Genomic DNA, 21,617 nt, shown 5'->3' on the forward strand with positions numbered 1-21,617 from the left:
GCGCTTCGGCCAGCTATCCGGTATGAAAGCGACCGCGATCGCCCACCCCATCCAGGGACTCGTCAAGTACCACGGGATGCGCGACGACGAGAAGCGCCTGCCGTACCACGACAGCATCAGCCTCTGTACGGCACCCAGCCACACGAAGACGACCGTCGAATTCTCGAGCGAGTTCGACGCCGACACGTTCGTCGTCGACGGCGAGACCCTCGAGGGCCGGGCCGCGGAGCGAGTCGACAGCGTCGTCGCGAAGGTTCGAAAACGGGCCGACGCCGACCACGCCGCCGATCCCGTCCGCTTCGAGAGCGAGAACAGCTTCCCGACGAACGTCGGGCTGGGTTCCTCGTCCTCGGGCTTTGCGGCCGCGGCGATGGCCCTCTCGGAAGCCGCGGGCCTCGAGGCCGACCTGGAGACGGTGTCGACGATCGCCCGCGTGGGGTCGGCCTCGGCCGCCCGCGCGGTGACCGGCTCGTTCTCCCAGCTTCACACCGGACTGAACGACGACGACTGTCGCTCCCGGGAGATTCCCAGCGACCTCGACGAGGACGTCAAGATCGTCGTCGGGCTCGTCCCCTACCACAAGGAGACCGAGGACGCCCACGACGAGGCCGCCGACAGCCACATGTTCCAGGCCCGCAACGCCCACATCCACGGCCAGATCGCGGAGATGCGCGACGCGCTCCGCAGTAACGACTTCGACCGGGTCTTCGAACTCGCCGAGCACGACTCGCTGTCGCTGGCCGCGACGACCATGACCGGCCCGAAGGGATGGGTCTACTGGCAGCCGGCCACCCTCGAGATCTTCAACCGGGTGCGCCGCCTCCGTGAGGAGGAGGACGTCCCGGTCTACTTCTCGACGGACACCGGCGCGAGCGTCTACGTCAACACCACCGAGGACCATGTCGACCGCATCGAGGACGAAGTCAGCGACTGCGGGGTCGAGACGATGGTCTGGGACGTCGGCGGGCCGGCACGAATCGTCGACGACCACCTGTTCTGAGCGACCGCTCGGATCGGACGTCGACCGTTTGGCGGTCGAGGGCGCCGCTGCTCGAGGTCGGTCGCGTAAAGAATGGGTGAGCGACGACTACGTCGATCGGATTAGACTCGGCGCGCTACCGAGGCCGCGCGAAGCTCATCGCTCGCAGCGCCGCGATGACGAGGATCAACGCGAGCACCGCCACCGCGAGCCACTGTCCGGTGTGGGTGGCGAGCGCGTCGCCGACCATACCGAGCAGATCGGCGCCGACCGCCTGTCCCACGGCGAACAGGACGACTGCGAGACCGACGAGGATGACGACCGTCTGGACGACGGTCGAGGCCATCCACGCCCCGGGAGCGAACCGGGAGCCGCGCGGTTGTTCCTCCGGCGGACGACTCTCGTTCGACTCGGAGCCACCGCGTTCGGTCTGTTCGGACATAGACGTTCACCCGACCAGGGCTACCGTAACGCCGCGCATTATTATGTCTCAGGTAAGGCGCCCGCCCCGAGCCGCCTCGAGCGACCTATCCGACTGCTAACGGCGATCCGATCGGCGAAACTATGCGATGATCCTTCGTGATAATTATCGAGGACAGCCGGGGACGTCCGGCACGTTTCCGTCGAATCCGGCCGTTCGATCATCGAAACGGTCTCCGAAGGGGGCGGACGGCTCCACATCGACTCACGTCCAGCGATCCAGCCCCGTCTGGGTGGCCTGCTCCTCGATGCGCTCGAAACTTCGCTCGACCTCGTCGGCCGCGACACCCCACTCGTCGGTGACGTACGCGCGGGCGGCCTCGAGATCCGGCTCGATCGTCGTCTCGAGGCTGTAGTCGTCGGTGACGTTCGGCTCCCGAAACAGCTGGCGGACCCGGTCGCCGTACTCGACGGTGTCACCGCGGGCCTCGAGGACGCTCCAGAGGTCGCCGTGCTCGGTGATCTCGCGGATCGCCGTCTTCGGACCGATCCCCGAGACGCCCTCGTTGAAGTCGGTGCCGATCAGGATAGCGGCGTCGATCAGCCCCTCCAGGGTGAGGTCGTGGCGCTCGAGGGTCGCCTCGAGGTCCATCAGCTCGGGATCGCCCTTGCTCGTCAGCTGGCGCAGCGTCAGCGGCGCGCCAAAGAGCAGGGCGTCGTAGTCCTCCGAGCCGACGTAGTCGGCGTCGCCGCGTTTGGCCATGTGAGCGGCCTGTGCCTCCCCTTCGGCGGGCGCCTCGACGACGGGCACGTCGAGCAGCTCGAGCAGCTCGCGGCTGGTCTCCTGGATCGTCGGCGTCAGCCGCTGGGTGCGGGACTCCAGTTGGGCGATGGCGACCTCGTCGCCCTCCTCGCGGGCGGTCTCGAGCTGTTCCTCGTACGTGCGGCGTTGCTCGCGGCGGGACTCGATTTCGTCTTCTTTGAGCTGAGAGGGGCCGCCGTCGAACACCATGACGGGGGTGACGTCGTGTTCGAAAAACCGCGAGATGCCCTGGACGATGCCGATGAGGTTCGCGACCTCGGTGCCGTCGGGGGTCGTGTACTTTTCGCTTGTGGTCCACTTGACCGTCGTCGTCAGGTATCGGTAGAGCCAGTTGTGGGCGTCGACGGCGATGACGCCTTCGATCTCGTCGAACGGCACGTCCTCGATGACCGCGATGTCCCGCAGTGCTGCGTTACCCATTGTGGGTCGTTGGGCGCCTCGGGGTTTGAATCGTTGGCTTCCGGATCGTGGCCGTCGACGGCGCTCGTCTCGAACCGGATCCTCGAGTCGCGTACACCCCTCGAGTCGCACGCCCCTCCCGAGCGTGGAGGAAGGACAGGCGGGGACGGCACCGACCCGCGCGAACACGGGAAGACGCCACGTCCTCCCCAACCGGCTCGCTCGCGTGAACCGCTCGCTCGCCCCTCGCGGTTCGCGGCGCGTCTCCGTTGCACTCGCCGCGCCGCTGCGCGCCAGCGAAGGGGCGGTTCGTCGGCCGCAGCCACTGGGCCGGTCGAGGGCTGCCTCGCGGGACCGTTCACCCGTCGCGCGCGCTCGAGTCTGGCGGACCGCGGCCCCGCCGGGCCTCGAGGAACGCCCCCTCGTCGCTCGAGAGGTCGCGCTCGCGAAACGTCGAGAGCCCCGCCTGGTAGCGCTCCCGGCTCGCGCGCTCGTCGTTTGCGCCCTCGTCGCTCGAGCCGTCGAGGGGAGCGGGGTACTCGAGGATCAGCTCCGCGATCCCGGTCGCCTCACCGGTGTAGCCAAAGCCCGCCCGGTACAGTGCCTCGTAGGCGAAGGGGTTGTTGACCGCGATCCGCAGCCGATCGTACCCTCGATCGGTCGCGCGGTCCCGAACGAGTCGGACGAGTTCGGGGCCGATCCCCTCGCCGCGGCGGTCGCCGGCGACCGTCACGTACCGCAGCCAGAGGGTCGCCTCGTCCGTGCGATCCTCGTTGAACGCGATCGCAGCGACGACCTCGCCGTCCTCGCGTGCGACAGCTTTGCCGGTGTTAGTCATGACGAACTTCCCGGCGTAGCTGAACCGCTCGTGGTCGAGGCGAAGTTTCGGTCCGTTCGGCGGCCAGCCGAGCAGTTCGTACTCCACGGGGGGACGTTCGCGAGCCAGGTACTAAGCGTCACGTCTTCTATGACCGTCGGTACCGACGCACTCTCGCGAACGGACATCTGGACCGAGAGCCCCTTCGGACACCTCCTCTTCGGGATCGCTCTCGGGCTCGTGTTCGCGACGCTGGTCGACCTCACCGACCGCGTGGCCGCCGTTCCCATCGCGTCGTAGCTCACGGTTCCCACGGTGGCGAATTCAACGGGCGAATTTTTCCGGCCTCGCCGCCTCAGTACGAGTGATGACGGACGAAGAAGAAGACCACGAGGAGGAACTTCTCGAGGCGGAGCTCGAACAGTCGCCCGACCAGGCCGCCGACTGGCTGCGCAACCTCGCGGACGAACTCGAGGACGGCGAGGAGCTGACGGTGTCGACCGACGACGAGTCGGTAACGGTCGCGCTGCCCGAGGACAGCCTCGAGTTCGAGGTCGAACTCGAGCGCGAACCCGAGGACGACGAGTACGACGAGATCGAACTCGAGATCGAACTCGAGTGGCTCGTTCCGAGTTCGGACGCCGACGAGGAGTAACGGACCGATCCGCCCGGATCGTTGCGGCGTCGTCCACAGCGGTGACCGTTTTTACGATGCGTTGGTTCGAGGACGACAGCCGCGCGTTCGTCGCTCGCTCTCACGGTTCGACACCGAACGCGATAGCTCCGGCTGTCGGATGCTGAAGGTGGTTATGAAGAGTGGGAGCTCGTCACTCCACACTCGGTACGAGGGGTCGTTCCCGGATATCTCTGGCCCCAAAACAGATTGGGTCTATTTCGGTCGACGGTACTCAGAACCGGTTTCGCCAGCGCTCGCTCCGGATCACTTCGTCTTTCATCGCCGAGCAGTGTTCCTTCGCGCGTTCCTCCTCGAACTTGTCGGTCATGTCGTCGACGCAGGACTCCCAGGAGCCCCCGATCGACGACCAGTACTCGAGGATGCTGTCCCGATCCCACCCTTCCGGGAGGCTGTCGAGCCCGTTGACGTCCTCGTCGACGACCTCGGTCAGCGCCTCGTCGTCGGTTTCCTCGGTCGCGTCCTCGTCCTCGAGGTCGCTTGCCTCGAGGGTCGACGCCCGGTAGACCGCCGAGCCGACGCTCTCGAGGCCGACGACGTAGGCCGGCTGGTCGTCGCTCGCGGAAACCTCGGCGAGCTCGTCCCCCTCCTGGGGGAATTCGAAGGAGTCTGTCAGGACGGCCGCGACGACGCCGCGACCGTCGGGCGTTGCGACGACGTCTCCCTCCTCGTATCTGGTGCCCATATCCGATCCTCCGATGGCCGGTTCAGTAGGGGCGGTGCCGGGAGTTGCAAGGGGTGGATTCGGGCGTCGGGCTCGAGTCGGAAGCGGGAGGTCGGTCGCTCGAGGTGTCGTTTTTCGGAGAGGGCGCGGACCGGGATTTGAACTACGCGAAGACGGTCGCGCTCGCGTCGCTCGCGCGCTGCGTCTTCTCTACTTCAAATCCCTCTCGCGCATTTTCTCCTCACGTCCGTTCGTCGAAAAGTGCGCGGACCGGGATTTGAACCCGGGCCATGAGCTTGGAAGGCTCAGGTCCTACCACTAGACCATCCGCGCGCACTCTCCCGTTTTCGTTCCTCGTTTAAGGCTATTCCGTTTCGGCTCCGGAGACGCGGTCCCCGCCCGCGACCGTCGCGTAGCAGTTCCCGCTCGAGAGTTCCCACTCTACGATCTCGAGGTCGCTCGCCTCGAGGTCGCGTTCGAACTCCTCGGGGTCGTAGATGTGGTAAAACCGGTCGACGGTCTCGCCGCCAGGGAGGGTCCACTCGACGGTCGTGTCGAATCCCTCGGTCTCGTCGAAGCGGTCGTGGGCGGTCGACCAGGCGCTGACGAGCGCGCGGCCGTCGGAGGCGAGGACGCGCGCGAGTTCGTCCAGACTCGCCAGCCGGCTCGCTCGCGTCGGGAGGTGGTGGAGCGTCGCGACGTAGACGGCGACGTCGACGCTGCCGTCGGCCAGCGGCAGGGTCGCGGCGTCGCCCTGGACCAGCGAGACCTCGAACTCGCGCTCGCGGGCCCGTTCGCGCCCGGTCTCGAGTAGCCCGCGGCTGACGTCGAGGCCGATCACGCGGTCGATCCCGTCGGCGTCGGCCAGTAGCTGGGCGTGGCGACAGTTGCCACAGCCCAGATCGAGTCCGACGGCTCCCTCCCGGACGGCTTCCTCGAGGAAGGATTCGACCTCCGGCCAGGCATACTCCCGGGTCGAGGCGAAGTGGGTCGCGATCCGATCGTACGTGTCGCGGACGGCCCGCCTGCGGTCCATCTCGGTCGCACGGAGAGCGCGAGCGCGCAAAAAGCGTTCGATGCCCCAATCGACGTCTCGACCACGTTTGCCCACGCGAACCGGTTTCGCCGACTGATCCGTCGAAGACCGGAGTAGTCTTGCGTTACGTTCATACGGTGGGAGTACCAAGCGATGGTACGGAATGAGGCGCGAGCACTTCACACTGGACGTCAGCAACGTCGACTGGGTCGAGACCGATGGCGAGCCGGCGAAACCGTCGGTAGCGATCGACTTCACCGGCCCAGCGACGGCACTCCGCGAGCGCCTTACCGGTCCCGACGGCGACGTCCTCGAGGCGAGCGAGACCGACGCCGCCCTTCGGCTTCAGGGGCCGCTCGGGGAGAAAACCGACGGGGTCGTGAGCCTCGCCAACCGGACCACGGGCGAGTTCCTGCTGGAACTCAACGAGGACGCCGACAACGTCCTGCGATTTATTCGGGCTGCACGCGGCTACGGCGAGAACGGAAGCGGCGACGGCCGGTACGAGATCGAGATCCTGTTCGACGACGAGGAGTTCGTCAGCTACGACAAGGGAACGTTCCTGGTGTACGACGAGGACGGGAACCTCCTCCGCCAGCACAGTCTCATCCCCAGCGGCGTCGAACTCTAACCCAGCCCGTGGGAACCGACCGGCAGTTATAAGTGTTTTAGGCACGCCTAAATCGAATGGACGCCGGCAGACGCCGGCAATCGATATGGCGAACGGACAACTACTCACGTCGGCGACCGACGCACGGCAGGCGAGAACTCCATCTTCGGACTCCGGCGAGGACGTCGTGCTCGAACTCGACGGCGTCGCGAAACGGTACGGGTCCGAGGACGTGATCTCGGACCTCTCGCTGTCCGTTCGCGACGGCGAAATCCTCACTCTCCTCGGTCCGTCGGGCTGCGGGAAGACGACGACGCTGCGACTGATCGCCGGGCTGGAGCGACCGAACGCGGGCGCCGTTCGGCTCCAGGAGACGCCGGTCGCGGGCGAGGGCCGATTCGTCCCGCCGGAGGAGCGCGGAACGGGGGTCGTTTTCCAGGAGTTCGCGCTGTTTCCTCACCTCTCCGCCCGCGAGAACGTCGCGTTCGGACTCCAGGAGTGGAACGAGCCCGACCGGGAGGCCCGCGTCTCGGAGCTGCTCGAGCTGGTCGGCCTCGAGGATCACGGCGAGGACTACCCGGACGAACTCTCGGGGGGACAACAACAGCGGATCGCGCTCGCCCGGTCGCTGGCTCCCGAACCCGAGATGTTACTGCTGGACGAGCCGTTCTCGAACCTGGACGTCGACCTGCGCGTCGAGATGCGCGAGGAGGTTCGCCGGATCATCAAGGCCGCCGGGGTCACTGCCGTCTCGGTCACCCACGACCAGGAGGAGGCGCTGTCGATCTCCGATCGGGTCGCCGTGATGAACGACGGCAACATCGAGCAGATCGACACGCCCGAACAGGTCTTTCAACAGCCCGAGTCCCGTTTCGTCGCGGGCTTTCTCGGTCACGCCAGTTTTCTCTCCGGGGAGGTCCGGGGCGACCACGTCGACACCGCGCTCGGACGAGTGCTCCGGGACAACGTCAACGGCCTCGCCCAGCAGTACGACGGAACGTCCGTCGACCTGCTCGTTCGTCCCGACGACGTGACGGCCTACCCGGCCGCGGACACCGACGCTTCGGCCGACGGCACCGTCGTCTACCGCCGGTATCTCGGGCCGACGGTGCTCTACCGGGTCGAACTCGACACCGGCGAGACGATCGAGTGTATGCACAACCACTCGGATCGGATCGACCTGGACGAACGCGTCGCGGTGCGGGTCACCGCCGACCACGAACTCGCCTGGTTCCCCGCCGGCCAGCGCGAGCGCACGCCCTCGGTTGCGGCCGACTGAGCCCGTCGTCGGACGGCGTCGTGCCTCCTCGCCCTGCCCGACGCGGCTGTTTTGCGACGCGTCGCCACGCAATGTTTAAACCGAAACCATCCTTACACGTGGACATGCACAAGGACGAACTCCTCGAACTCCACGAAGAACTCGTCGTCATCATGGAGTACTTCTCGGAGCGCGAGGAGGTCGACGAGGAGTTGTTCGATCCGTACCGCCAGCTCGACGTCGATCCCTCGCACGTCCACAAGTCGAAGAGCGAGCACAAACACGCCGTCTTCGTCCTCGGAAACGCCCTCGCGAAGGCGATGAGCGAGGACGAGTTCTCGAGCGCCGGGCGGATCGGCAAACGCATGAAGGAACTGGCCGAGGACGCCGAGTCGAAGATATAGACGAAACGTATTTGTCTCGGATCCTGTTTGTGAGCTTATGGACTCGCGCACGCAAGAGCGCGTCGAACGCTGGGATTCTCGTCCGTTCGACGGGGATCTCCACGCGCTTGCTGGCGCCGACTTCTCCGGTGGCGTCGTCGTCGACGGCACCTGGGTGTTCCTGCTCGGGGGACGTATCGTCGGCGTTATCGACGGCGACTGTGGGGACGTCGCGGGCGGCTCCGGAACCGTCTACGAGGCGCCCCACCGGGCGCTCCCGTTGCTCTGCTCGATGGAGGCCCAACGGGGCGCGCCGCGCGGCCAGTACTACACGAACGAGACGCCCCTCGAGGAGGTCGACGACACCCTCCGAGAGGGCTCGTTCACCGGCTACGTCGAACTGAGCGAGAACGTCCTCAGCGGGGACTACTACCTGGTCTACTACGGCGGCCGACGGATGGCGGTCGCGTACATCGGCAACGCCGAACGGCTGCTCGTCGGCGAGGAGGCCTTCGAGCGAGCGGTCGACGAGGTCGGCATCTACGACGTGATCGACGTCGAGGTCGAGGTCACGGACGTCGCCGACGCCGTCGAGGCCCCGCCGCCGACGAAGTCGGACGCGAGCGCGACGGCCTCCGCGGAAACCTCGAGCGCGGACGACGACGAGCCGGCGGGGACGGACGGAATCGACGGGGAAGCCCGGTGGCAGGAGTCGCGGACCATCCCCTCGGTCGACTCGGAGTCGAACGACGATGTCGCGGACGCTTCCAACGCGGCGGCCGTCGCCGCCGAGGAGCCGCCAGCGGCGCCGTTGGATGCGCCGGACCCGGACTCCAACCCTCCGTCCGGCCCCGAGGAGCCGTCCGCGGTCGACGGCGCGGCCGAGACGACGGACCCGTCGGCGGATCCGGATCGCAACGACGGGAGCGACCCCGAGACGCCCGTCGACCGCCTCGAGGCCGAACGGGAGCGGCTTCGCGCGCGAAATCAGGAACTGTCGGCGACCGTCGACGAACTTCGAAGGCGGATCGAGACCCTCGAGGCGGAACTCGAAGAGGCCCGCGGCGGCCGCCGGTCGCCGTCCGGCCCCGAGCTCGGACTCGACGAGGCGCTTTCCCAGACGAACCTCTTCGTCCGGTACGACTCCCGGAGCCAGCCCACGCTCGGGAGGGCCCACGAGGACCGCGTCGACCGCAGCGAGGTCGACGCGAACCTGCGACTCGAGTATCACACGCGGTTCGACGACGTCGGCGCCACGGTCGACGGACGGCCCTTCGCCGAGGCACTGACCGACTCGATGGAGTTTCGGTTCCTCGAGTGGCTCACGACGGAGCTGTTCTTCGAGATCCGCGATACCGGGCGCGCGGACGCACTCGGCGCCCTCTACGAGGGGATCACGCGGATCGATCGAGTCGAAGTCCGGAGCGAGGTCCCGGTCGGAACCGACCCGGAGGACGGTTCCGAGACCGTCGAGTTCGACGTCGTCGCCTACGACAAGATGGGCCACCCGTTGCTCGTGGCGGCGCTGAACGACTCCCGGGAACCGGTCTCGCGGGAGCGCCTCGAGGCGGTCGCGGCCGACGCGTCGGCGGTCGCCGACCGCCACTCGGAGCTGGCGGCCGCGCTCGTCGTCACCCGGAGCTACTTCGAGCCCGGTGCGCTCGAGGTCGTCGAGGAGGCGACCAAGAGCGGCTTTCTCAGCCGCGGCTCGCGGCTGAGCTACGTCAACAACCCGGGGTACCACCTCTGTCTCGCCGAGTCGCGATCGGAGGGGTTCCATGTGACCGTCCCCGAACTGTAGCCTCGAGCGAGCGGTCGTGGCTCGCTGGCAATCGTTCGCACCGCTCCCGACGCGGCGGACAAAACGACGAGAAAAAAGAGACTACCCTTCGATCTCGGCGACGTCTTCGATCTTCATTCCCTCGAGCTTGTCGACGATGTCGTCGATCTTGCCGTCCAGATCGTCGACGAACTCGGCGGTGCGCTCGGTCTTGATCGCACCCTGGCTCGAGGGCTCGATGAGGTTCTCCTCCTCGAGGACCCGCAGCGAGTACCGCACCTTGTGGTGCGGGTAGCCCGTCTCGTTCGACATCTTGACGATCCCGATCGGTTCGTTCTCGATGACCATCTTCAGGACCTGCAGATGACGTTCCAACATATCGACTTCCTTCTCAAGTCGGTCTATCATGGCATTTGTTAACTTGTCTTTGGAGCCTTTAAAAGTTACTCTCTGCGAGTGAAACGACCACTCTCAACAGTGTGTCAAATCCTGTCAGTAGTTAACGCTTCCGGTCGCACGTGCCTGCAGGCGGTCGCCGTCGGGAACCCGTTCGGTCCGCCGAACCGGTTCGGCGGGGGAGCGGCGACGGGCGCGCGGTCGTTGCACGGAGGTGGGAGGACGATCGGCGCGCGGGCGGCTGGGTTACGGTACCTATTCGCGTTCGTGGATATCGTCCCCGTCGATCGTCCGCACAGACCGTAATCTGTTTATCGGCCGGGCAAGAATCCGCCGCTGTTATGACCGTCACAATCGTCGGGTCCCAACTCGGCGACGAAGGTAAGGGTGGTGTCGTCGACCTCTACGGCGACGCCGCCGACGTCGTCGCCCGCTATCAGGGGGGCGACAACGCAGGCCACACCGTCGTTCACGGCGGCGAGAAGTACAAGCTGTCGCTCGTTCCCTCCGGCGCCGTCCGGGGGAAAGTCGGCGTGCTGGGCAACGGCTGCGTCGTCAACCCCGAGACGCTGTTCGATGAGATCGATACGCTCCGTGAGCGGGGTCTCGAGCCCGACGTGCGGGTCGCCGAACGGGCGCACGTCATCCTCCCGTACCACCGCGCGCTCGACGGGATCGAGGAGGACGAAAAGGAGGACCTCGCGGCCGGCACCACCAAACGCGGCATCGGCCCGACCTACGAGGACAAGGCCGGCCGCCGCGGAATCCGCGTCGGCGACCTGCTCGATCCCGACACCCTCCGGGAACGCCTCGAGTACGTCGTCCCCCAGAAGCGCGCCCTGGCCGAGGAGGTCTTCGGCGCCGACCCCGACGAGGCGTTCGATGTCGACCACCTCTTCGAGACCTATCGCGAGTACGGCGAGCGCCTGTCGGAGGAGGAGATGACCGTCGACTGCGGCACCTACCTCCAGAATCGAATCGACGACGGCGATAACGTGATGCTCGAGGGCGCGCAGGGCACCTCGATCGACATCGACCACGGGATCTACCCCTACGTCACCTCCTCGAACCCGACCGCGGGTGGCGCGACCGTCGGCACCGGCCTCGGTCCGACCGTCGTCGGGCAGGGCGAGGTCATCGGGATCGTCAAGGCGTACCTTTCTCGGGTGGGAACGGGCCCGCTTCCGACGGAACTCGGCGGCGTCGAGGGACAGACGCCCGAATACGATTCCGAGACGGGAGCCGGCGAGGATGAGGAGGAACTCGCCACCTACATCCGCGACGAGGGCGGGGAGTACGGCACCGTCACGGGTCGACCCCGACGCGTCGGCTGGCTCGACATGCCCATGCTGCGCCACGCCGCGCGCGCGAACGGCTTCACCGGGCTCGCGATCAACCACATCGACGTGCTTGCCGGCCTCGAGGAGGTGCAGGTCGGCCACAGCTACGAACTCGAGGGCGAGGAGATCCTCACGATGCCGCCGACGACCGAGAGGTGGGGCGACTGCGAGGCGAACCTGCGGACCTTCGAGGGCTGGGACGACGTCGACTGGAACGCGGTCGCCGACGAGGGGTACGAGGCGATTCCCGAGAACGCCCGCACCTACCTCGAGTACGTCGCCGACGAGCTCGAGGCCGATATCTACGCGGTCGGCGTCGGTCCCGGACGCGAGGAGACCGTCGTCGTCGAGAACCCCTACGAGTAGCGCGCTATCGCCGCACTGCTCGACGCGAGTCGCGTCGCGGCGGTCGGGCGAATCCGGCCGTCGCCGCGGCGTTCCCGAAGCCTTTTGCTGTATGCGTTCGCCTGTCGTAGTATGAAGGAGTCGCTGCTGGAGATCCTCTGCTGTCCCCTCGACAAACACGAACTGGAACTCGAAGACGCCGACTACGAGGACAACGAGGTCATCGACGGGACGCTCGTCTGTACCGAGTGCGGCGAGCGATACCCCGTCGAGGACGGGATCCCGAACCTGCTGCCGCCGGACATGCGCGATAAATCCCCTGCCTGAACGCCCCACTGAACCGTGTTCACCCCAGCGGTCACCGTCCACGTCAACCGTAACTCGCCCGAGCGCCTCGAGGCAGCGACCGCCACGTTCGAGACCTCCGAGCCGTTCACGCTGCTGCTGGAGGGCCACGACACCCCGACTCACGTCCACTGCCGGCTTGACGAGGAACTTGCCCGCGTCGCCTCGCTTCCCCAGTCGAACTACTACGTCGAGGCCGACGCGCGAACGCCGGTTCCGATCGACGTCGACGCGGGCAGTCTCGAGGAGTCGGTCCAGGGCTTCCTCGAGGTTTCGACGGGCTACGGCGCCGAGTCGGCCGCGATCGCGGTTACCGTCGAACCCGGCCCCGATCGGGTCGAGGTCGACGAATCCCTCGCGAAACCACAGCGATCCTCGACCGACCGGTCGCCGGAGCCGTCCGAACCCCTGTTCGGCGACCTCGGACTGCCCGGCGACGTCGGACCGACGACCCTCGCAGCGATCGCGCTCGGAGCCGTCGTCGTCGCGCTCGCCGTCGCCGCGGTGGCCGGCGGAACGGCCGCCGTCGCCGTCTTCGCGGTCGTCGCGGTGGCCGTCGTCGCCGCGGCCGGACTGCGTTTTCGACCCTAGTTCCGTTCCCGCTCCGTCGCCTTGAGCCCGCCGTCCTCGTCGAACCGCTTTGCCCGGAGGTACCGCGCTCGGTAACGGTTCGCGCCGTCGTTGACGTCCGCCTCGCGGATCTCGTCCGTGCGACCGTCCGCGACCGCGTCGATCAGCTCGGCGAGCTGGTTGCGTTCGCTCGGCGTGAGTTCGAGTTCGTACGTGCGCTCGTCTTCGGACTCGAGGATCGCCCACTTGCGCGCGGCCGCGACGACGAGCGAACAGGGTTCCCGGCAGGGGAACGGCCCGTCGCCGCCCTCGGGCTCGAGCTCGTCGTCCTCGTCGTACTCCCACTCCCGTCGGCGGAGACACTGCGAGTCGACGCAGCAGGCCTCAGCCATCCAGTCGACGGCCTCCCGGGGTAGCTCGTCGATCACGTCGTAGATCCCCGTCTGGCGTTCGGCGGTCTCGAGCCAGTGGTCGACGTCGAGTTCGCCGCGTCGCTCGCAGTGCCAGTTGGCGACCGTCGCCGGGTAGAAGAAATCGACCGCGTCGACGAGCTCGCGGCCCGTGAGCTCGGGGAAGACCCACCCCGACCGCAGCGTCGGGGCGGTCTTCAGCGGTCGGTAGCGCCCCTTCCCGTCGTACGTCGAGAGTTCACGGGCGTCACGGGGATCCTCGTGGTGCTCGAGCTCCTCGCGGGCACGGTCGGCGTCGTCGAGGTGGCGGAGTTCGTACCGGCGTTCGCCCTCGCCCCCCTTGACCAGCTCGGCGGTGACTCTGAGTTGTCCCCACTCCCGGACGACCCCGTCCTCGAGGGCGTCGTAACGCTCGGGGACCTCGAGGGTGTCGTCCCCGAGCGTTCGATGTTCGGCCGTCGCGCCGGCCAGAGGCGCCCGCTCGCACCACCGCAGGAAGGCCCGCCGGGCTGTCCCCTCGCCGCCGATCGCGTCCCAGTAGCGCCAGTTCGAGACGAACGCCGGGATCGACTCGAGGGCGCGCTCGAGTTCCCCCTCCTCGAGGCCGGTTTCGCGAGCCTCGGGCGTCTCGAGGGCGTACGTCCCGCCGTCGGTTCGCTCGAGGACGAAGCCGTCGAAGTCGACTCCCTCGCCGGCAGCGACGAGCAGGGCGTCGAAGTCGGGGACCGAGTCGGCCACGATCAGTCCCCCGCCTCCGGCTCCGGCTCGTCGGTCGCCGCGCCGTCGCTCCCGGCCGTCATCGCGCGAACGCGCTCGACGGCGTCACCGAGGTCGGCGCCGGCGTCGGCCGCCCGCTCGAGGAGGACGTCGGCCATCAACCCCTCGGTGCCGACGGCGCCGGCGTACCAGATCCGGTGGCCGTCGACCTCGCTCGGGACGTCCCAGCCCAGCCGGTAGTCCTCGGTCAGGCCCATGTCCTCCGGAATGTCCTCCTGGGTGTGGTAGCCGTCGGCGACGAACAGCGGGACGACGACGATATCCTCGCTCTCGAAGAAATCGGTGACGTTGTCGACCTCCGGTTCCTCGTCCATGAACAGCGCCTTCACTTCGTCGAAGCGCTCGCGCTCGCGGATGCGGTCGGCGTGGTACTCGATGGCCTTCGCCGAGTTCTCGTTTCGCTCGGTGCCGTGGCCGACGACTGCGAGACCGAACCCGTCTCCGACGTCGGGATCCCCGGTCACGCTCTCGGCGCGCCCGACGATGACGTCGGTCATCGCGTCGTGGGTGCCGACGGGACCGCAGTAGTGGACCGTCTTGCCGACGTCTCCGGCCTCGAGCGTCACCTGCGAGGCGTCGGTCCCGTCCGAGTCCCACTTCTCGGGGTCCCACCCCTCGAGGCGAAGCTCGCGGGGGATGACCTGCTCGGTGAAGTACCCCTCGCTGATAAACAGGGGGACGACGAACACCTCCTCGGACTCGAGGGTGCGGATCACCTCGCGGAAGTGCGGTTCCTCCTTCCAGAACGCCTCGCGGACCTCGTCGAACGCCCCCGCCTCCCGGACCGTGTCGGCGTGGGCGTGGGTCGGATCCGAGGCGTCCGGATTGAGGTGCGAGCCGTGTGCCGCGACGACCAGCGCTTGCATACGCGGCCGTTAGGAGGGGTGGCGTTTAGGAACTTCGCTGGGAGCGCGAGTCGCCGCCGTTCCCGACGACGCGAGCGACGGGCGATCGACCGCGAGCCGTCAGCGGTCGGCTACGGGACCGAGAGATCGGTGCGGGCCTCACAGATCGCTTCCTGGGCGCGCAACTCGGCGACCGCGGTGTACTCGCCTGACTGCGGGTTCTCCCACTCGGCCTCGTAGGTCGCTTCCTCGCCGGGCGCGATCCGTTCCGAACTGATCATCTGGGCGAACATCCGGCCGTCGGTGTACCGCCAGACCTCCCGGCCCTCGTCCTCGACGACGAACTCCGCCTTGCAGGCGTCCGAGAACTGCAGTTCGACCGGCTCGGAGCCGGCGTTAGTGACTACAAACTCGAGCGTCACCGCGTCCGATCCCGGGGTCCCCGACGATACCGCCGTCTCGAGTCGTCCCTCGAGTGCCATACGCGAACCTGTGCCGGCCCGCCGTATAGTTCTTCAGCCGGCACCGACCGACCGTCGACGTCGCCCGAACGGAACGCCTACGAACTGCCGGGAACGTGGTGTTCGGTATGGATCTGTTTCGGAACACGAGCCAGCCCGACTGGGACTGGTGGGGCAAGCTCTGGCCGACGCCGGGGGCGACGCTTCGCCGCCTCGGGATCGACCGCGAGGCGCCGGTCGCCGAGGTCGGCTCGGGCGACGGCTACTTCGCGCTGCCGGCCGCCAGGATCGTCGCACCCGCGCCGGTGTACGCCGTCGACCTCGAGCCCGACCTGCTCGCGGCCCTCGAGGACGTCGCTTCCATGCAGGGGATCGAGAACGTGCACACGATCCGCGGCGACGCCCGCGACCTGGACAAGATTCTCCCGGAACCGGTCGAGACGGTGCTCCTGGCGAACGCCTTCCACGGCGTCGACGATCGCGAACGGCTGCTCGAGGCCGTCGCGAACTCGCTTCGGCCCGGCGGCTCGTTCGTCGTCGTCAACTGGGTCGACCGCCCGCGCGAGGAGACGACCCTCGCGGGCGAGCCCCGTGGCCCGCCGACCGAACTCCGCGTCGGTCCCGACGAAACCCGCGAGGCGGTCCTCGAGGGCGGCGACTTCGCCGTCGACCGCACGGTCGAGCTGCCGCCGTACCACTACGGGCTGGTCTTCGACCGCGAGTGAGTACCCGGAACGGTACGCCTATCCGCGCTCATCGCCAACTCCGTGGCGTGCAACTCGTGGGCTACGAACCGAGCGGACGGGGCTCGGCGCTGCTGGTGAGCGACGGCGGGTGCGTCGAGTCCGTTCCACTCGAGTCCGGCACGGAGCTCTCGTACGCCCTCGGCTCGCGGCGCTGTGCCGGGACGGTCGATAGCGGCGAGCACGTTTCCTGTGATCGCTCGAGGGCGCCCTACTGCGAGTACCACACGAGCACGTGGGTCTGTGCCCGCTGTACGGGCACCTGCCTCAAGCCGGAGATGGACTGCTACCAGGAACACGCCGTCTACGTCGCCGCGTTCGCCCCGGAGACGTTCAAGGTCGGCGTCACCAAGAGCCGGCGCCTCGACACTCGCCTCCGCGAGCAGGGCGCCGACCGGGCGGCCCACGTCCACACGGTCTCGAACGGCCGGATCGCCCGCGAACTCGAGGCCGAGATCGCCGACTGGCTGGTCGATCGCGTCAGGACGGGGCCGAAGGTCGCCTCGCTGGCGAGCACCGTCGACGAGGCGGCCTGGAAGGCCGTCCTCGCGGAGTTCGACGTCATCGATCGGTTCGACCTCGAGTACGGACTGGAACTCGAGAGCCGACCGGTTCGAGAGACGATCGCCTCGGGCACCGTCGTCGGCGTGAAGGGACGGCTGCTGGTCCTCGAGACGGGCGGCACGACCTACGCCGTCGACATGCGCGACCTCGTGGGCTACGAGATCACGGAGGGCGAGACGAGCCGGAACCTCCAGTCGTCGCTGGGATCGTTCGGCTGATCCGGTCCCGCGATCTCGCATCCCCGACGAGCCGTTTCGACACCTCGAGAGGCGTCAGTACCCCAGTTTCGCGTCTCCCGTCCCGTCCCAGCGCTCGAGGCGGGCGTCCTCGACGCCGTCGTCGATGTGGTAGGGGGTTCGCTCGGTCCATCCCTCGCCGGTCAGGTGGGCGGTGACGTCCGCGGCCGCCTCGCCGTACTGGGCACCCCGGTGGAAGTGTGAGGCGGTCAGATCGAGCACGTCGAGGTGAGCGTGGATCGCCGCCCGGTCGTCGTCGACGCGCCAGACGTGGACGTGGTCCCACTCGTCGCCCAGCCGCGGCCGCCGGTAGGAGGCGTCCGGCGGGAGGAGTTCTTCCGCCCCCGGGTTCCGCGCCTTCGCGGTCGCGTCGGGGAGCGCGGGCGTGCCGGGCGCCCGGGCTCGAGGAGCCCGATAAACGCGTCGGCGGTCGGGAACATGGCAATCCTTTTCCGCTGTGCTACGGAACCCGAACGTATGGCTGACGAAAACGAACCCGACGACGCCGGCGACGAGGGCGAGGAGAAGTCGTTCCGAGAGCGAGTCGAGGAGATCCGCGAGAAACGCGCCGAGGAGGGCGAAGGCGAGGGCGAGCCGCCCGAGAGCCCGTTCGGCGGCGGCGGCGGTGGCGGCCCCGGCGGCATGGGCGGCGGCGGCAACCCGTTCGCACAGATGATGGGCGGCATGATGGGCGGCGGCCCCGGCGGCGGTCCGGGCGGCCCCGGCGCCCAGGACGAGGGCAACGAGGAACTCGTCCGCGAGGTCCGACAGCTCCGCGACGAGATGCGCGACCAGACCCGCGCGCTCAAGCGCATCGCCGACGCGCTCGAGGACCAGTAGCGACTCCGCCTTTTTCGGCGTTCTTTGCGCCTCCGGGTAGCGACGTGGCCGTTCCCGTACGAAGCGAGACCGAACTCGCTCGAGCACTCACCGCAGCCGGGAGAGCGGGTTTTCGACGTCGAACCGTTCGGTGACGGACCACCGACCGACGAGGACGCCCGCAAGTTTGACGCAGACGTACGCGAGGACGATCCCCGCGACGACGTCGATCGCCCAGTGGATCCCCAGATACATCGTCGAGATCGCGACGCTGATTGCCAGCGGAATCGCGACGATCGCCCACCGCGGGTAAACCTCCCGGGTCTGGTAGGCGAGGACGCCGACGGTGGCCGCAAGCGAGGTGTGCAGCGAGGGGAAGACGTTGGTGTTGCGGTTGACCTGTCGGGTGAGGTGCTGGTAGCGCGGGTAGGTGTCGTACATCAGGGCGTCGACGAGTTCGGGCATCATGTTTCGCGGGCCGTAGGCGATGACGAACGTGTACAACAGTAGTCCGAGCACGTAGTTGAGCGTGTAGGCGGTCAGCAGCTCCCGCAGCGGTCGCGTGTTCGACAGCGCGAAGTACGCGACCACGGGAAAGACGAGCAGAAAGACGTAGCCGTAGATGTAGACGAACGAGAAAAAGGCCGTCAGCGCCGGCGTCTCGAAGGACTGCAGCCAGAGGATGAACTGTCCCTCGAGGTCGTAGATCGCCCACGTGAGGTTCCAGCCGAACATCCAGGAGAGGTCGGGGACGATCTGTCTGGCGACGCTGTTGGCGAGCAACACGGCCGCGAGGACGACCGTGATCGGCGCGGCCGCACCCAGTCGGAACGCCCACTCGCGGCGCGTGTCCCGGAGCCGGTACCGGCCGACGATGAGGGCGATCCCCGCGAGCGTCAGCAGGGCGACGACGACGGTCAGCTGGAGCAACACCTGGACCAACATTAGCGTCTCACCCGGAGGGCTCCGCCGTCGTAGCTGAAGCCGGCGTCCTCGAAGGCGTCTCTGGCGGCGTCGACGTCGAGGTCGCCGTCGGTACCGAAAAACGGCGTCGCCGGATCCTCGCCGTTCCAGGCGAGTTCCTCGGGTGTCCACTCCTCCGTGACCGGCGTCGCGGTCGGCGCGGCGTAGCCGTGGAAGACGTCCTCGACGAGCCAGTCCTTGTCGAGCAGCCCCGCGACGGCGCGTCGGAACCGGGGGTTGGCGAACGGCGCCCGACGGGTGTTGAACCCGAGGTGGTAGAACGTCCACGACGGCGACTCGAGCATCGCGGTTTCCGGGGTCGGCTCGACGTCGTCGAGGACGTACGTCTCGAGGATCGCGCTCGTGATATCGGCGCCGTCCGTGGTGACGAGTTCGATCGCCGACGTGCTCCGCGGATCGATCCCTACCCGAAGCTCCTCGACGCTCGCCTCGGGCAGGTCGACGTCCTCGCGGCGGGTGAAGTGGTCGTCGTAGCGCTCGAGGGTGAGGTGTTCGCGCTCGGTTCGACTCTCGAAGCGGAACGGGCCGCTGCCGATCGGCGGGACGTTGTCGGTCGTGACCGCCTCGGTGGCTCCCTGCGCGACGTCGACGCCCCGAATCCTCGCGGGTTCGGCCCGCTCCGCCCAGACGTGTGCCGGCAGGATCGGGACGGTGAGGACGCGCTCGGCGACGGCCTCGCTCGCGTCGAGTTCGAACTCGAGGTCGAGTTCGCCGTCGACGTCGATCGACTCGACGGCGGCTGCCAGCCCCCTGTACCGGGGCGGCGGCGACGGCGATTCCCCCTCCTCGAGTTCGGTGTCCTGCAGCAGCCGGTAGGTGAAGTCGACGTCGTCGCCGACGAGCGGTTCGTCGTCGTGGAACCGGCAGTCCTCGCGGAGCCGCACCCGGAGGGTACCGTCGTCGTAGGTCCAGTCCTCGGCGAGCCAGGGCTCGATCTCGCCGTCGCGTTCGGTCGCCAGCGAGTCGTACACCAGCTCGAGGAACGGCTCGTAATCCCGGTACTCGGCCGTCAGCGGGTTGAGGTTCTCGGAGATGCGCGCGTCGGTGTGGGCCGTTCGCAGCCGATCGACGTCGTCGCCGGCCTCGAGTTCGAGGTAGCCCAGTCGGGTGGCCGGATGGGCCTCGCCCCAGCCGTCGAAGCGGTCGGTCCTGACGAAGCGGTGCTCCTCGGGGACGCAGATCGGGACGAACGGCTGTTCGCGGGCCAGCTCCTCGAGCAGTTCCGAGACGACGGCCTCGCGTTCCTCGCCGTCGGCCCGACGCTGGGCCTCGAGCAGGTCGTCCAGCTGCAGGTTCGCGTAACCGAAGGGGTTCTGCCAGCCGGACTCCTCGGCGTAGACCGAGTGCAGCGCCTCGTAGAGGAAGTCCGGGTCGGTGCTCCCGGGGTGGCGTCCGACGTAGAGGTCGAACTCGTGGTTGATCAGGACCGCCCGCAGGAACTCCTCGTTCGAGCGCATGTCGATCGAGACGTCGACGCCGACCGCCTCGAGGACGGCGGCTATCTCCCGGGCGAGCCGGATTCCCTCGCGGTCGCCGTCGGCCGGCAGGGTGACGATCGTCACGGAGAGCTGGTCGATCGGCTCGCGGTTGACGACGGTCCGGACCTGGCGAACGCAGCCGCTGGTCGCGACGGCGAGCCCGGCCGTTCCGGCGAGGACCGACCGCCGACTTCGGGGTCGATCGGACGTGGCACCGTTCCCTTCGGTCATTCGGTGGATGTCTTCAGTTCAGCCAGTGCCCGTATAACAGTATTGCGTTCGGCTCACTCCCGATCGCCGCGATTCGCCGACCGGCGATCGAGGTATCGACGGACCCTGACGACGGGCCGCCGGTCGACGAGGGCCGCCGAGAGCCGGACGCAGAGGACGGCGAGGACGAGTCCCGCGACGACGTCGATCGCCCAGTGGATTCCCAGATACATCGTCGAGATCGCGACGCTGATCGCGAGGACGACCGCGATCGGGAACCACTTCGGGTAGCTCGAGCGCGTCTCGTAGGCGAAGATGCCGACGGTAGCGGCCAGCGAGGTGTGAAGCGAGGGGAAGACGTTGGTGTTGCGGTTGACCTGCCGGGTGAGGTGCTGGTACTCGGGACTGTTGTCGTACAGCATCGTCACCGTCAGCTCCTCGGGCATCACGTTTCGCGGGCCGTAGGCGATGATCAGCAGGTAAAACGCCAGTCCGATCACGTAGTTCAACGAGTACGCCGTCAGCAGCCGGCGGAACGGCAGGGTATCCGACAGCACGAAGTAGGCGATTCCGGGGAAGATCAGCAGGAAGGCGTAGCCGTAGACGTAGATAAACGAGAAGTACGCCGTCAGCTCTCCCGTCGCGATCGACTGGAAGACGAGGACGAACTCCCCCTCGAGGTCGTAGAACGTCTCGGTCATGTGGATCCCGATCCGTTCCGAGATCCCCGGACCGGCCTGTCGCATGACGCGGTTGAGCCACAGGACGACGACGAGCACCGCGAACGCGGGCACTGATGCCCGAACGCGGGGTCGCCACTCGCGAACCGTCGAGACGAGGCGGTCGCGACCGACGAACGCAGCGGTCGAGACCGCAAGCAGGAGTCCGACGACGACGGCGACCCGCGTCAGGACCCGCGTGAGGATCTCGGCTTCCATCGGACTACAGGTGGAGCCGCCCCTGGTCGTCGTACCGGTACCCCGCCTCCTCTAACGCCGCCCTGGCGGCCTCGGCGTCGAGGTCGCCGTCGTCACCGAAAAACGGCGTCACCGGATCCGCACCCTCCCAGAGCAGCCCCTCCGGTACCCACTCCTCGGGCAGCGGGGTCGCGGTGGGGGTCGCGCGGCCGTCGAAGATCTCGTCGACGATCCAGGACTCGTCGAGCAGCCCGGAGACCAGTCGGCGGACGTGCGGGTTGCTGAACGGCTCGATTCGGGCGTTGAACCCGACG

The 21,617-nt window shown here is 67.8% G+C and carries 27 protein-coding genes and 1 tRNA gene; 13 read left to right on the forward strand and 15 right to left on the reverse strand.

Annotated elements, in window-relative coordinates:
- Positions 1-22 precede the first annotated feature (22 nt).
- Positions 23-1,000, forward strand: a complete 978-nt coding sequence (gene mvaD / locus ACNA7R_RS02820) for a phosphomevalonate decarboxylase MvaD (protein WP_416282018.1) — start codon at positions 23-25, stop codon at positions 998-1,000.
- Between the two features lie 115 nt (positions 1,001-1,115).
- Here mvaD and ACNA7R_RS02825 read toward each other — a convergent pair whose 3' ends face one another.
- From ACNA7R_RS02825 to ACNA7R_RS02835, 3 genes are all read right to left on the reverse strand, one after another.
- Positions 1,116-1,421, reverse strand: a complete 306-nt coding sequence (locus tag ACNA7R_RS02825; protein WP_416282019.1) for a hypothetical protein — start codon at positions 1,419-1,421, stop codon at positions 1,116-1,118.
- Positions 1,422-1,664: 243 nt separating this feature from the next.
- On the reverse strand, positions 1,665-2,642 hold the full coding sequence (fen, locus tag ACNA7R_RS02830) for a flap endonuclease-1 (RefSeq protein ID WP_416282020.1): 978 nt from the start codon (positions 2,640-2,642) through the stop codon (positions 1,665-1,667).
- A 337-nt stretch (positions 2,643-2,979) separates the two neighbouring features.
- On the reverse strand, positions 2,980-3,546 hold the full coding sequence (locus tag ACNA7R_RS02835) for a GNAT family N-acetyltransferase (RefSeq protein WP_416282021.1): 567 nt from the start codon (positions 3,544-3,546) through the stop codon (positions 2,980-2,982).
- A gap of 42 nt (positions 3,547-3,588) precedes the next feature.
- Between ACNA7R_RS02835 and ACNA7R_RS02840 the strand changes: the two genes are divergently transcribed.
- Positions 3,589-3,738, forward strand: coding sequence for a hypothetical protein (locus ACNA7R_RS02840; protein ID WP_416282022.1), 150 nt, complete (start codon positions 3,589-3,591; stop codon positions 3,736-3,738).
- A 67-nt stretch (positions 3,739-3,805) separates the two neighbouring features.
- Entirely contained in the window at positions 3,806-4,093 is a 288-nt protein-coding gene (locus tag ACNA7R_RS02845) for an amphi-Trp domain-containing protein (RefSeq protein WP_416282023.1), read from the forward strand.
- Positions 4,094-4,346: 253 nt separating this feature from the next.
- Here ACNA7R_RS02845 and ACNA7R_RS02850 read toward each other — a convergent pair whose 3' ends face one another.
- From ACNA7R_RS02850 to ACNA7R_RS02860, 3 genes are all read right to left on the reverse strand, one after another.
- Positions 4,347-4,817, reverse strand: coding sequence for a hypothetical protein (locus ACNA7R_RS02850; RefSeq protein ID WP_416282024.1), 471 nt, complete (start codon positions 4,815-4,817; stop codon positions 4,347-4,349).
- 241 nt (positions 4,818-5,058) lie between these two features.
- Positions 5,059-5,129: transfer RNA gene (locus ACNA7R_RS02855), tRNA-Gly, on the reverse strand.
- A gap of 31 nt (positions 5,130-5,160) precedes the next feature.
- Positions 5,161-5,832: a class I SAM-dependent methyltransferase gene (locus ACNA7R_RS02860; RefSeq protein WP_416282025.1), complete on the reverse strand. Its 672-nt coding sequence runs from the start codon at positions 5,830-5,832 to the stop codon at positions 5,161-5,163.
- Positions 5,833-5,995: 163 nt separating this feature from the next.
- Here ACNA7R_RS02860 and ACNA7R_RS02865 point away from each other — a divergent pair, with 163 nt between their 5' ends.
- From ACNA7R_RS02865 to ACNA7R_RS02880, 4 genes are all read left to right on the forward strand, one after another.
- The gene (locus ACNA7R_RS02865; RefSeq protein ID WP_416282026.1) at positions 5,996-6,463 is read left to right on the forward strand and encodes a DUF5793 family protein; all 468 of its coding nucleotides are present in this window, start codon (positions 5,996-5,998) and stop codon (positions 6,461-6,463) included.
- Positions 6,464-6,548: 85 nt separating this feature from the next.
- Positions 6,549-7,721, forward strand: coding sequence for an ABC transporter ATP-binding protein (locus ACNA7R_RS02870; protein WP_416282027.1), 1,173 nt, complete (start codon positions 6,549-6,551; stop codon positions 7,719-7,721).
- Positions 7,722-7,825: 104 nt separating this feature from the next.
- On the forward strand, positions 7,826-8,104 hold the full coding sequence (locus tag ACNA7R_RS02875; RefSeq protein ID WP_008426477.1) for a UPF0058 family protein: 279 nt from the start codon (positions 7,826-7,828) through the stop codon (positions 8,102-8,104).
- Positions 8,105-8,141: 37 nt separating this feature from the next.
- Entirely contained in the window at positions 8,142-9,884 is a 1,743-nt protein-coding gene (locus ACNA7R_RS02880; protein WP_416282028.1) for a hypothetical protein, read from the forward strand.
- A gap of 81 nt (positions 9,885-9,965) precedes the next feature.
- On the opposite strand, the gene ACNA7R_RS02885 is transcribed toward ACNA7R_RS02880, so the two are convergent.
- The gene (locus tag ACNA7R_RS02885; protein WP_008426473.1) at positions 9,966-10,271 is read right to left on the reverse strand and encodes a hypothetical protein; all 306 of its coding nucleotides are present in this window, start codon (positions 10,269-10,271) and stop codon (positions 9,966-9,968) included.
- Between the two features lie 329 nt (positions 10,272-10,600).
- Between ACNA7R_RS02885 and ACNA7R_RS02890 the strand changes: the two genes are divergently transcribed.
- The 3 genes from ACNA7R_RS02890 (at position 10,601) to ACNA7R_RS02900 (ending at position 12,880) form a co-directional block, all read left to right on the forward strand.
- Positions 10,601-11,965, forward strand: a complete 1,365-nt coding sequence (locus ACNA7R_RS02890) for an adenylosuccinate synthase (protein ID WP_416282029.1) — start codon at positions 10,601-10,603, stop codon at positions 11,963-11,965.
- Between the two features lie 111 nt (positions 11,966-12,076).
- Positions 12,077-12,271, forward strand: coding sequence for a methytransferase partner Trm112 (locus ACNA7R_RS02895; RefSeq protein WP_416282030.1), 195 nt, complete (start codon positions 12,077-12,079; stop codon positions 12,269-12,271).
- 15 nt (positions 12,272-12,286) lie between these two features.
- On the forward strand, positions 12,287-12,880 hold the full coding sequence (locus ACNA7R_RS02900; protein ID WP_416282031.1) for a hypothetical protein: 594 nt from the start codon (positions 12,287-12,289) through the stop codon (positions 12,878-12,880).
- Here the strand turns inward: ACNA7R_RS02900 and ACNA7R_RS02905 are convergent.
- From ACNA7R_RS02905 to ACNA7R_RS02915, 3 genes are all read right to left on the reverse strand, one after another.
- On the reverse strand, positions 12,877-14,007 hold the full coding sequence (locus ACNA7R_RS02905; protein ID WP_416282032.1) for a DR2241 family protein: 1,131 nt from the start codon (positions 14,005-14,007) through the stop codon (positions 12,877-12,879). The two genes, ACNA7R_RS02900 and ACNA7R_RS02905, sit on opposite strands and share 4 nt — an antisense overlap.
- 2 nt (positions 14,008-14,009) lie before the next feature.
- A complete protein-coding gene (locus tag ACNA7R_RS02910) occupies positions 14,010-14,912 on the reverse strand; it encodes a CbiX/SirB N-terminal domain-containing protein (protein ID WP_416282033.1) in 903 nt (300 codons plus the stop codon).
- Positions 14,913-15,022: 110 nt separating this feature from the next.
- Positions 15,023-15,373: a BsuPI-related putative proteinase inhibitor gene (locus ACNA7R_RS02915; protein ID WP_416282034.1), complete on the reverse strand. Its 351-nt coding sequence runs from the start codon at positions 15,371-15,373 to the stop codon at positions 15,023-15,025.
- Between the two features lie 107 nt (positions 15,374-15,480).
- Between ACNA7R_RS02915 and ACNA7R_RS02920 the strand changes: the two genes are divergently transcribed.
- Together ACNA7R_RS02920 and ACNA7R_RS02925 are read left to right on the forward strand one after the other, a co-directional pair.
- On the forward strand, positions 15,481-16,077 hold the full coding sequence (locus tag ACNA7R_RS02920) for a class I SAM-dependent methyltransferase (RefSeq protein WP_416282035.1): 597 nt from the start codon (positions 15,481-15,483) through the stop codon (positions 16,075-16,077).
- Positions 16,078-16,124: 47 nt separating this feature from the next.
- A complete protein-coding gene (locus ACNA7R_RS02925) occupies positions 16,125-16,877 on the forward strand; it encodes a DUF2797 domain-containing protein (protein ID WP_416282036.1) in 753 nt (250 codons plus the stop codon).
- Positions 16,878-16,931: 54 nt separating this feature from the next.
- Here ACNA7R_RS02925 and ACNA7R_RS02930 read toward each other — a convergent pair whose 3' ends face one another.
- Entirely contained in the window at positions 16,932-17,117 is a 186-nt protein-coding gene (locus ACNA7R_RS02930) for a hypothetical protein (protein WP_416282037.1), read from the reverse strand.
- A 255-nt stretch (positions 17,118-17,372) separates the two neighbouring features.
- On the opposite strand from ACNA7R_RS02930, the gene ACNA7R_RS02935 reads away from it, so the two are divergent.
- Positions 17,373-17,735: a hypothetical protein gene (locus tag ACNA7R_RS02935; RefSeq protein ID WP_416282038.1), complete on the forward strand. Its 363-nt coding sequence runs from the start codon at positions 17,373-17,375 to the stop codon at positions 17,733-17,735.
- Between the two features lie 87 nt (positions 17,736-17,822).
- Here ACNA7R_RS02935 and ACNA7R_RS02940 read toward each other — a convergent pair whose 3' ends face one another.
- The 4 genes from ACNA7R_RS02940 to ACNA7R_RS02955 all read right to left on the reverse strand — a co-directional run.
- On the reverse strand, positions 17,823-18,659 hold the full coding sequence (locus ACNA7R_RS02940) for a phosphatase PAP2 family protein (protein ID WP_416282039.1): 837 nt from the start codon (positions 18,657-18,659) through the stop codon (positions 17,823-17,825).
- Positions 18,659-20,407: an ABC transporter substrate-binding protein gene (locus ACNA7R_RS02945; protein WP_416282041.1), complete on the reverse strand. Its 1,749-nt coding sequence runs from the start codon at positions 20,405-20,407 to the stop codon at positions 18,659-18,661. The genes ACNA7R_RS02940 and ACNA7R_RS02945 overlap by 1 nt, the downstream gene beginning before the upstream one ends.
- Positions 20,408-20,460: 53 nt before the next feature.
- Entirely contained in the window at positions 20,461-21,324 is an 864-nt protein-coding gene (locus tag ACNA7R_RS02950; protein ID WP_416282042.1) for a phosphatase PAP2 family protein, read from the reverse strand.
- A gap of 4 nt (positions 21,325-21,328) precedes the next feature.
- The coding region (locus ACNA7R_RS02955) for an ABC transporter substrate-binding protein (protein WP_416282044.1) at positions 21,329-21,617 on the reverse strand (289 nt) is incomplete at its 5' end.

Origin of the sequence: Natronococcus sp. (assembly GCF_047921035.1) — an archaeon.
Taxonomy (GTDB): domain Archaea; phylum Halobacteriota; class Halobacteria; order Halobacteriales; family Natrialbaceae; genus Natronococcus.

Coding starts and splice junctions, on each gene's coding strand:
- ACNA7R_RS02860 (WP_416282025.1), bottom strand. CDS start 5,832: ATGGACCGCAGGCGGGCCGTCCGCGACACGTACGATCGGATCGCGACC.
- ACNA7R_RS02920 (WP_416282035.1), top strand. CDS start 15,481: ATGGATCTGTTTCGGAACACGAGCCAGCCCGACTGGGACTGGTGGGGC.
- ACNA7R_RS02915 (WP_416282034.1), bottom strand. CDS start 15,373: ATGGCACTCGAGGGACGACTCGAGACGGCGGTATCGTCGGGGACCCCG.
- ACNA7R_RS02885 (WP_008426473.1), bottom strand. CDS start 10,271: ATGATAGACCGACTTGAGAAGGAAGTCGATATGTTGGAACGTCATCTG.
- ACNA7R_RS02875 (WP_008426477.1), top strand. CDS start 7,826: ATGCACAAGGACGAACTCCTCGAACTCCACGAAGAACTCGTCGTCATC.
- ACNA7R_RS02865 (WP_416282026.1), top strand. CDS start 5,996: ATGAGGCGCGAGCACTTCACACTGGACGTCAGCAACGTCGACTGGGTC.
- ACNA7R_RS02840 (WP_416282022.1), top strand. CDS start 3,589: ATGACCGTCGGTACCGACGCACTCTCGCGAACGGACATCTGGACCGAG.
- ACNA7R_RS02950 (WP_416282042.1), bottom strand. CDS start 21,324: ATGGAAGCCGAGATCCTCACGCGGGTCCTGACGCGGGTCGCCGTCGTC.
- ACNA7R_RS02935 (WP_416282038.1), top strand. CDS start 17,373: ATGGCTGACGAAAACGAACCCGACGACGCCGGCGACGAGGGCGAGGAG.
- ACNA7R_RS02945 (WP_416282041.1), bottom strand. CDS start 20,407: ATGACCGAAGGGAACGGTGCCACGTCCGATCGACCCCGAAGTCGGCGG.
- ACNA7R_RS02870 (WP_416282027.1), top strand. CDS start 6,549: ATGGCGAACGGACAACTACTCACGTCGGCGACCGACGCACGGCAGGCG.
- ACNA7R_RS02845 (WP_416282023.1), top strand. CDS start 3,806: ATGACGGACGAAGAAGAAGACCACGAGGAGGAACTTCTCGAGGCGGAG.
- ACNA7R_RS02895 (WP_416282030.1), top strand. CDS start 12,077: ATGAAGGAGTCGCTGCTGGAGATCCTCTGCTGTCCCCTCGACAAACAC.
- ACNA7R_RS02910 (WP_416282033.1), bottom strand. CDS start 14,912: ATGCAAGCGCTGGTCGTCGCGGCACACGGCTCGCACCTCAATCCGGAC.
- fen (WP_416282020.1), bottom strand. CDS start 2,642: ATGGGTAACGCAGCACTGCGGGACATCGCGGTCATCGAGGACGTGCCG.
- mvaD (WP_416282018.1), top strand. CDS start 23: ATGAAAGCGACCGCGATCGCCCACCCCATCCAGGGACTCGTCAAGTAC.
- ACNA7R_RS02890 (WP_416282029.1), top strand. CDS start 10,601: ATGACCGTCACAATCGTCGGGTCCCAACTCGGCGACGAAGGTAAGGGT.
- ACNA7R_RS02880 (WP_416282028.1), top strand. CDS start 8,142: ATGGACTCGCGCACGCAAGAGCGCGTCGAACGCTGGGATTCTCGTCCG.
- ACNA7R_RS02850 (WP_416282024.1), bottom strand. CDS start 4,817: ATGGGCACCAGATACGAGGAGGGAGACGTCGTCGCAACGCCCGACGGT.
- ACNA7R_RS02825 (WP_416282019.1), bottom strand. CDS start 1,421: ATGTCCGAACAGACCGAACGCGGTGGCTCCGAGTCGAACGAGAGTCGT.
- ACNA7R_RS02940 (WP_416282039.1), bottom strand. CDS start 18,659: ATGTTGGTCCAGGTGTTGCTCCAGCTGACCGTCGTCGTCGCCCTGCTG.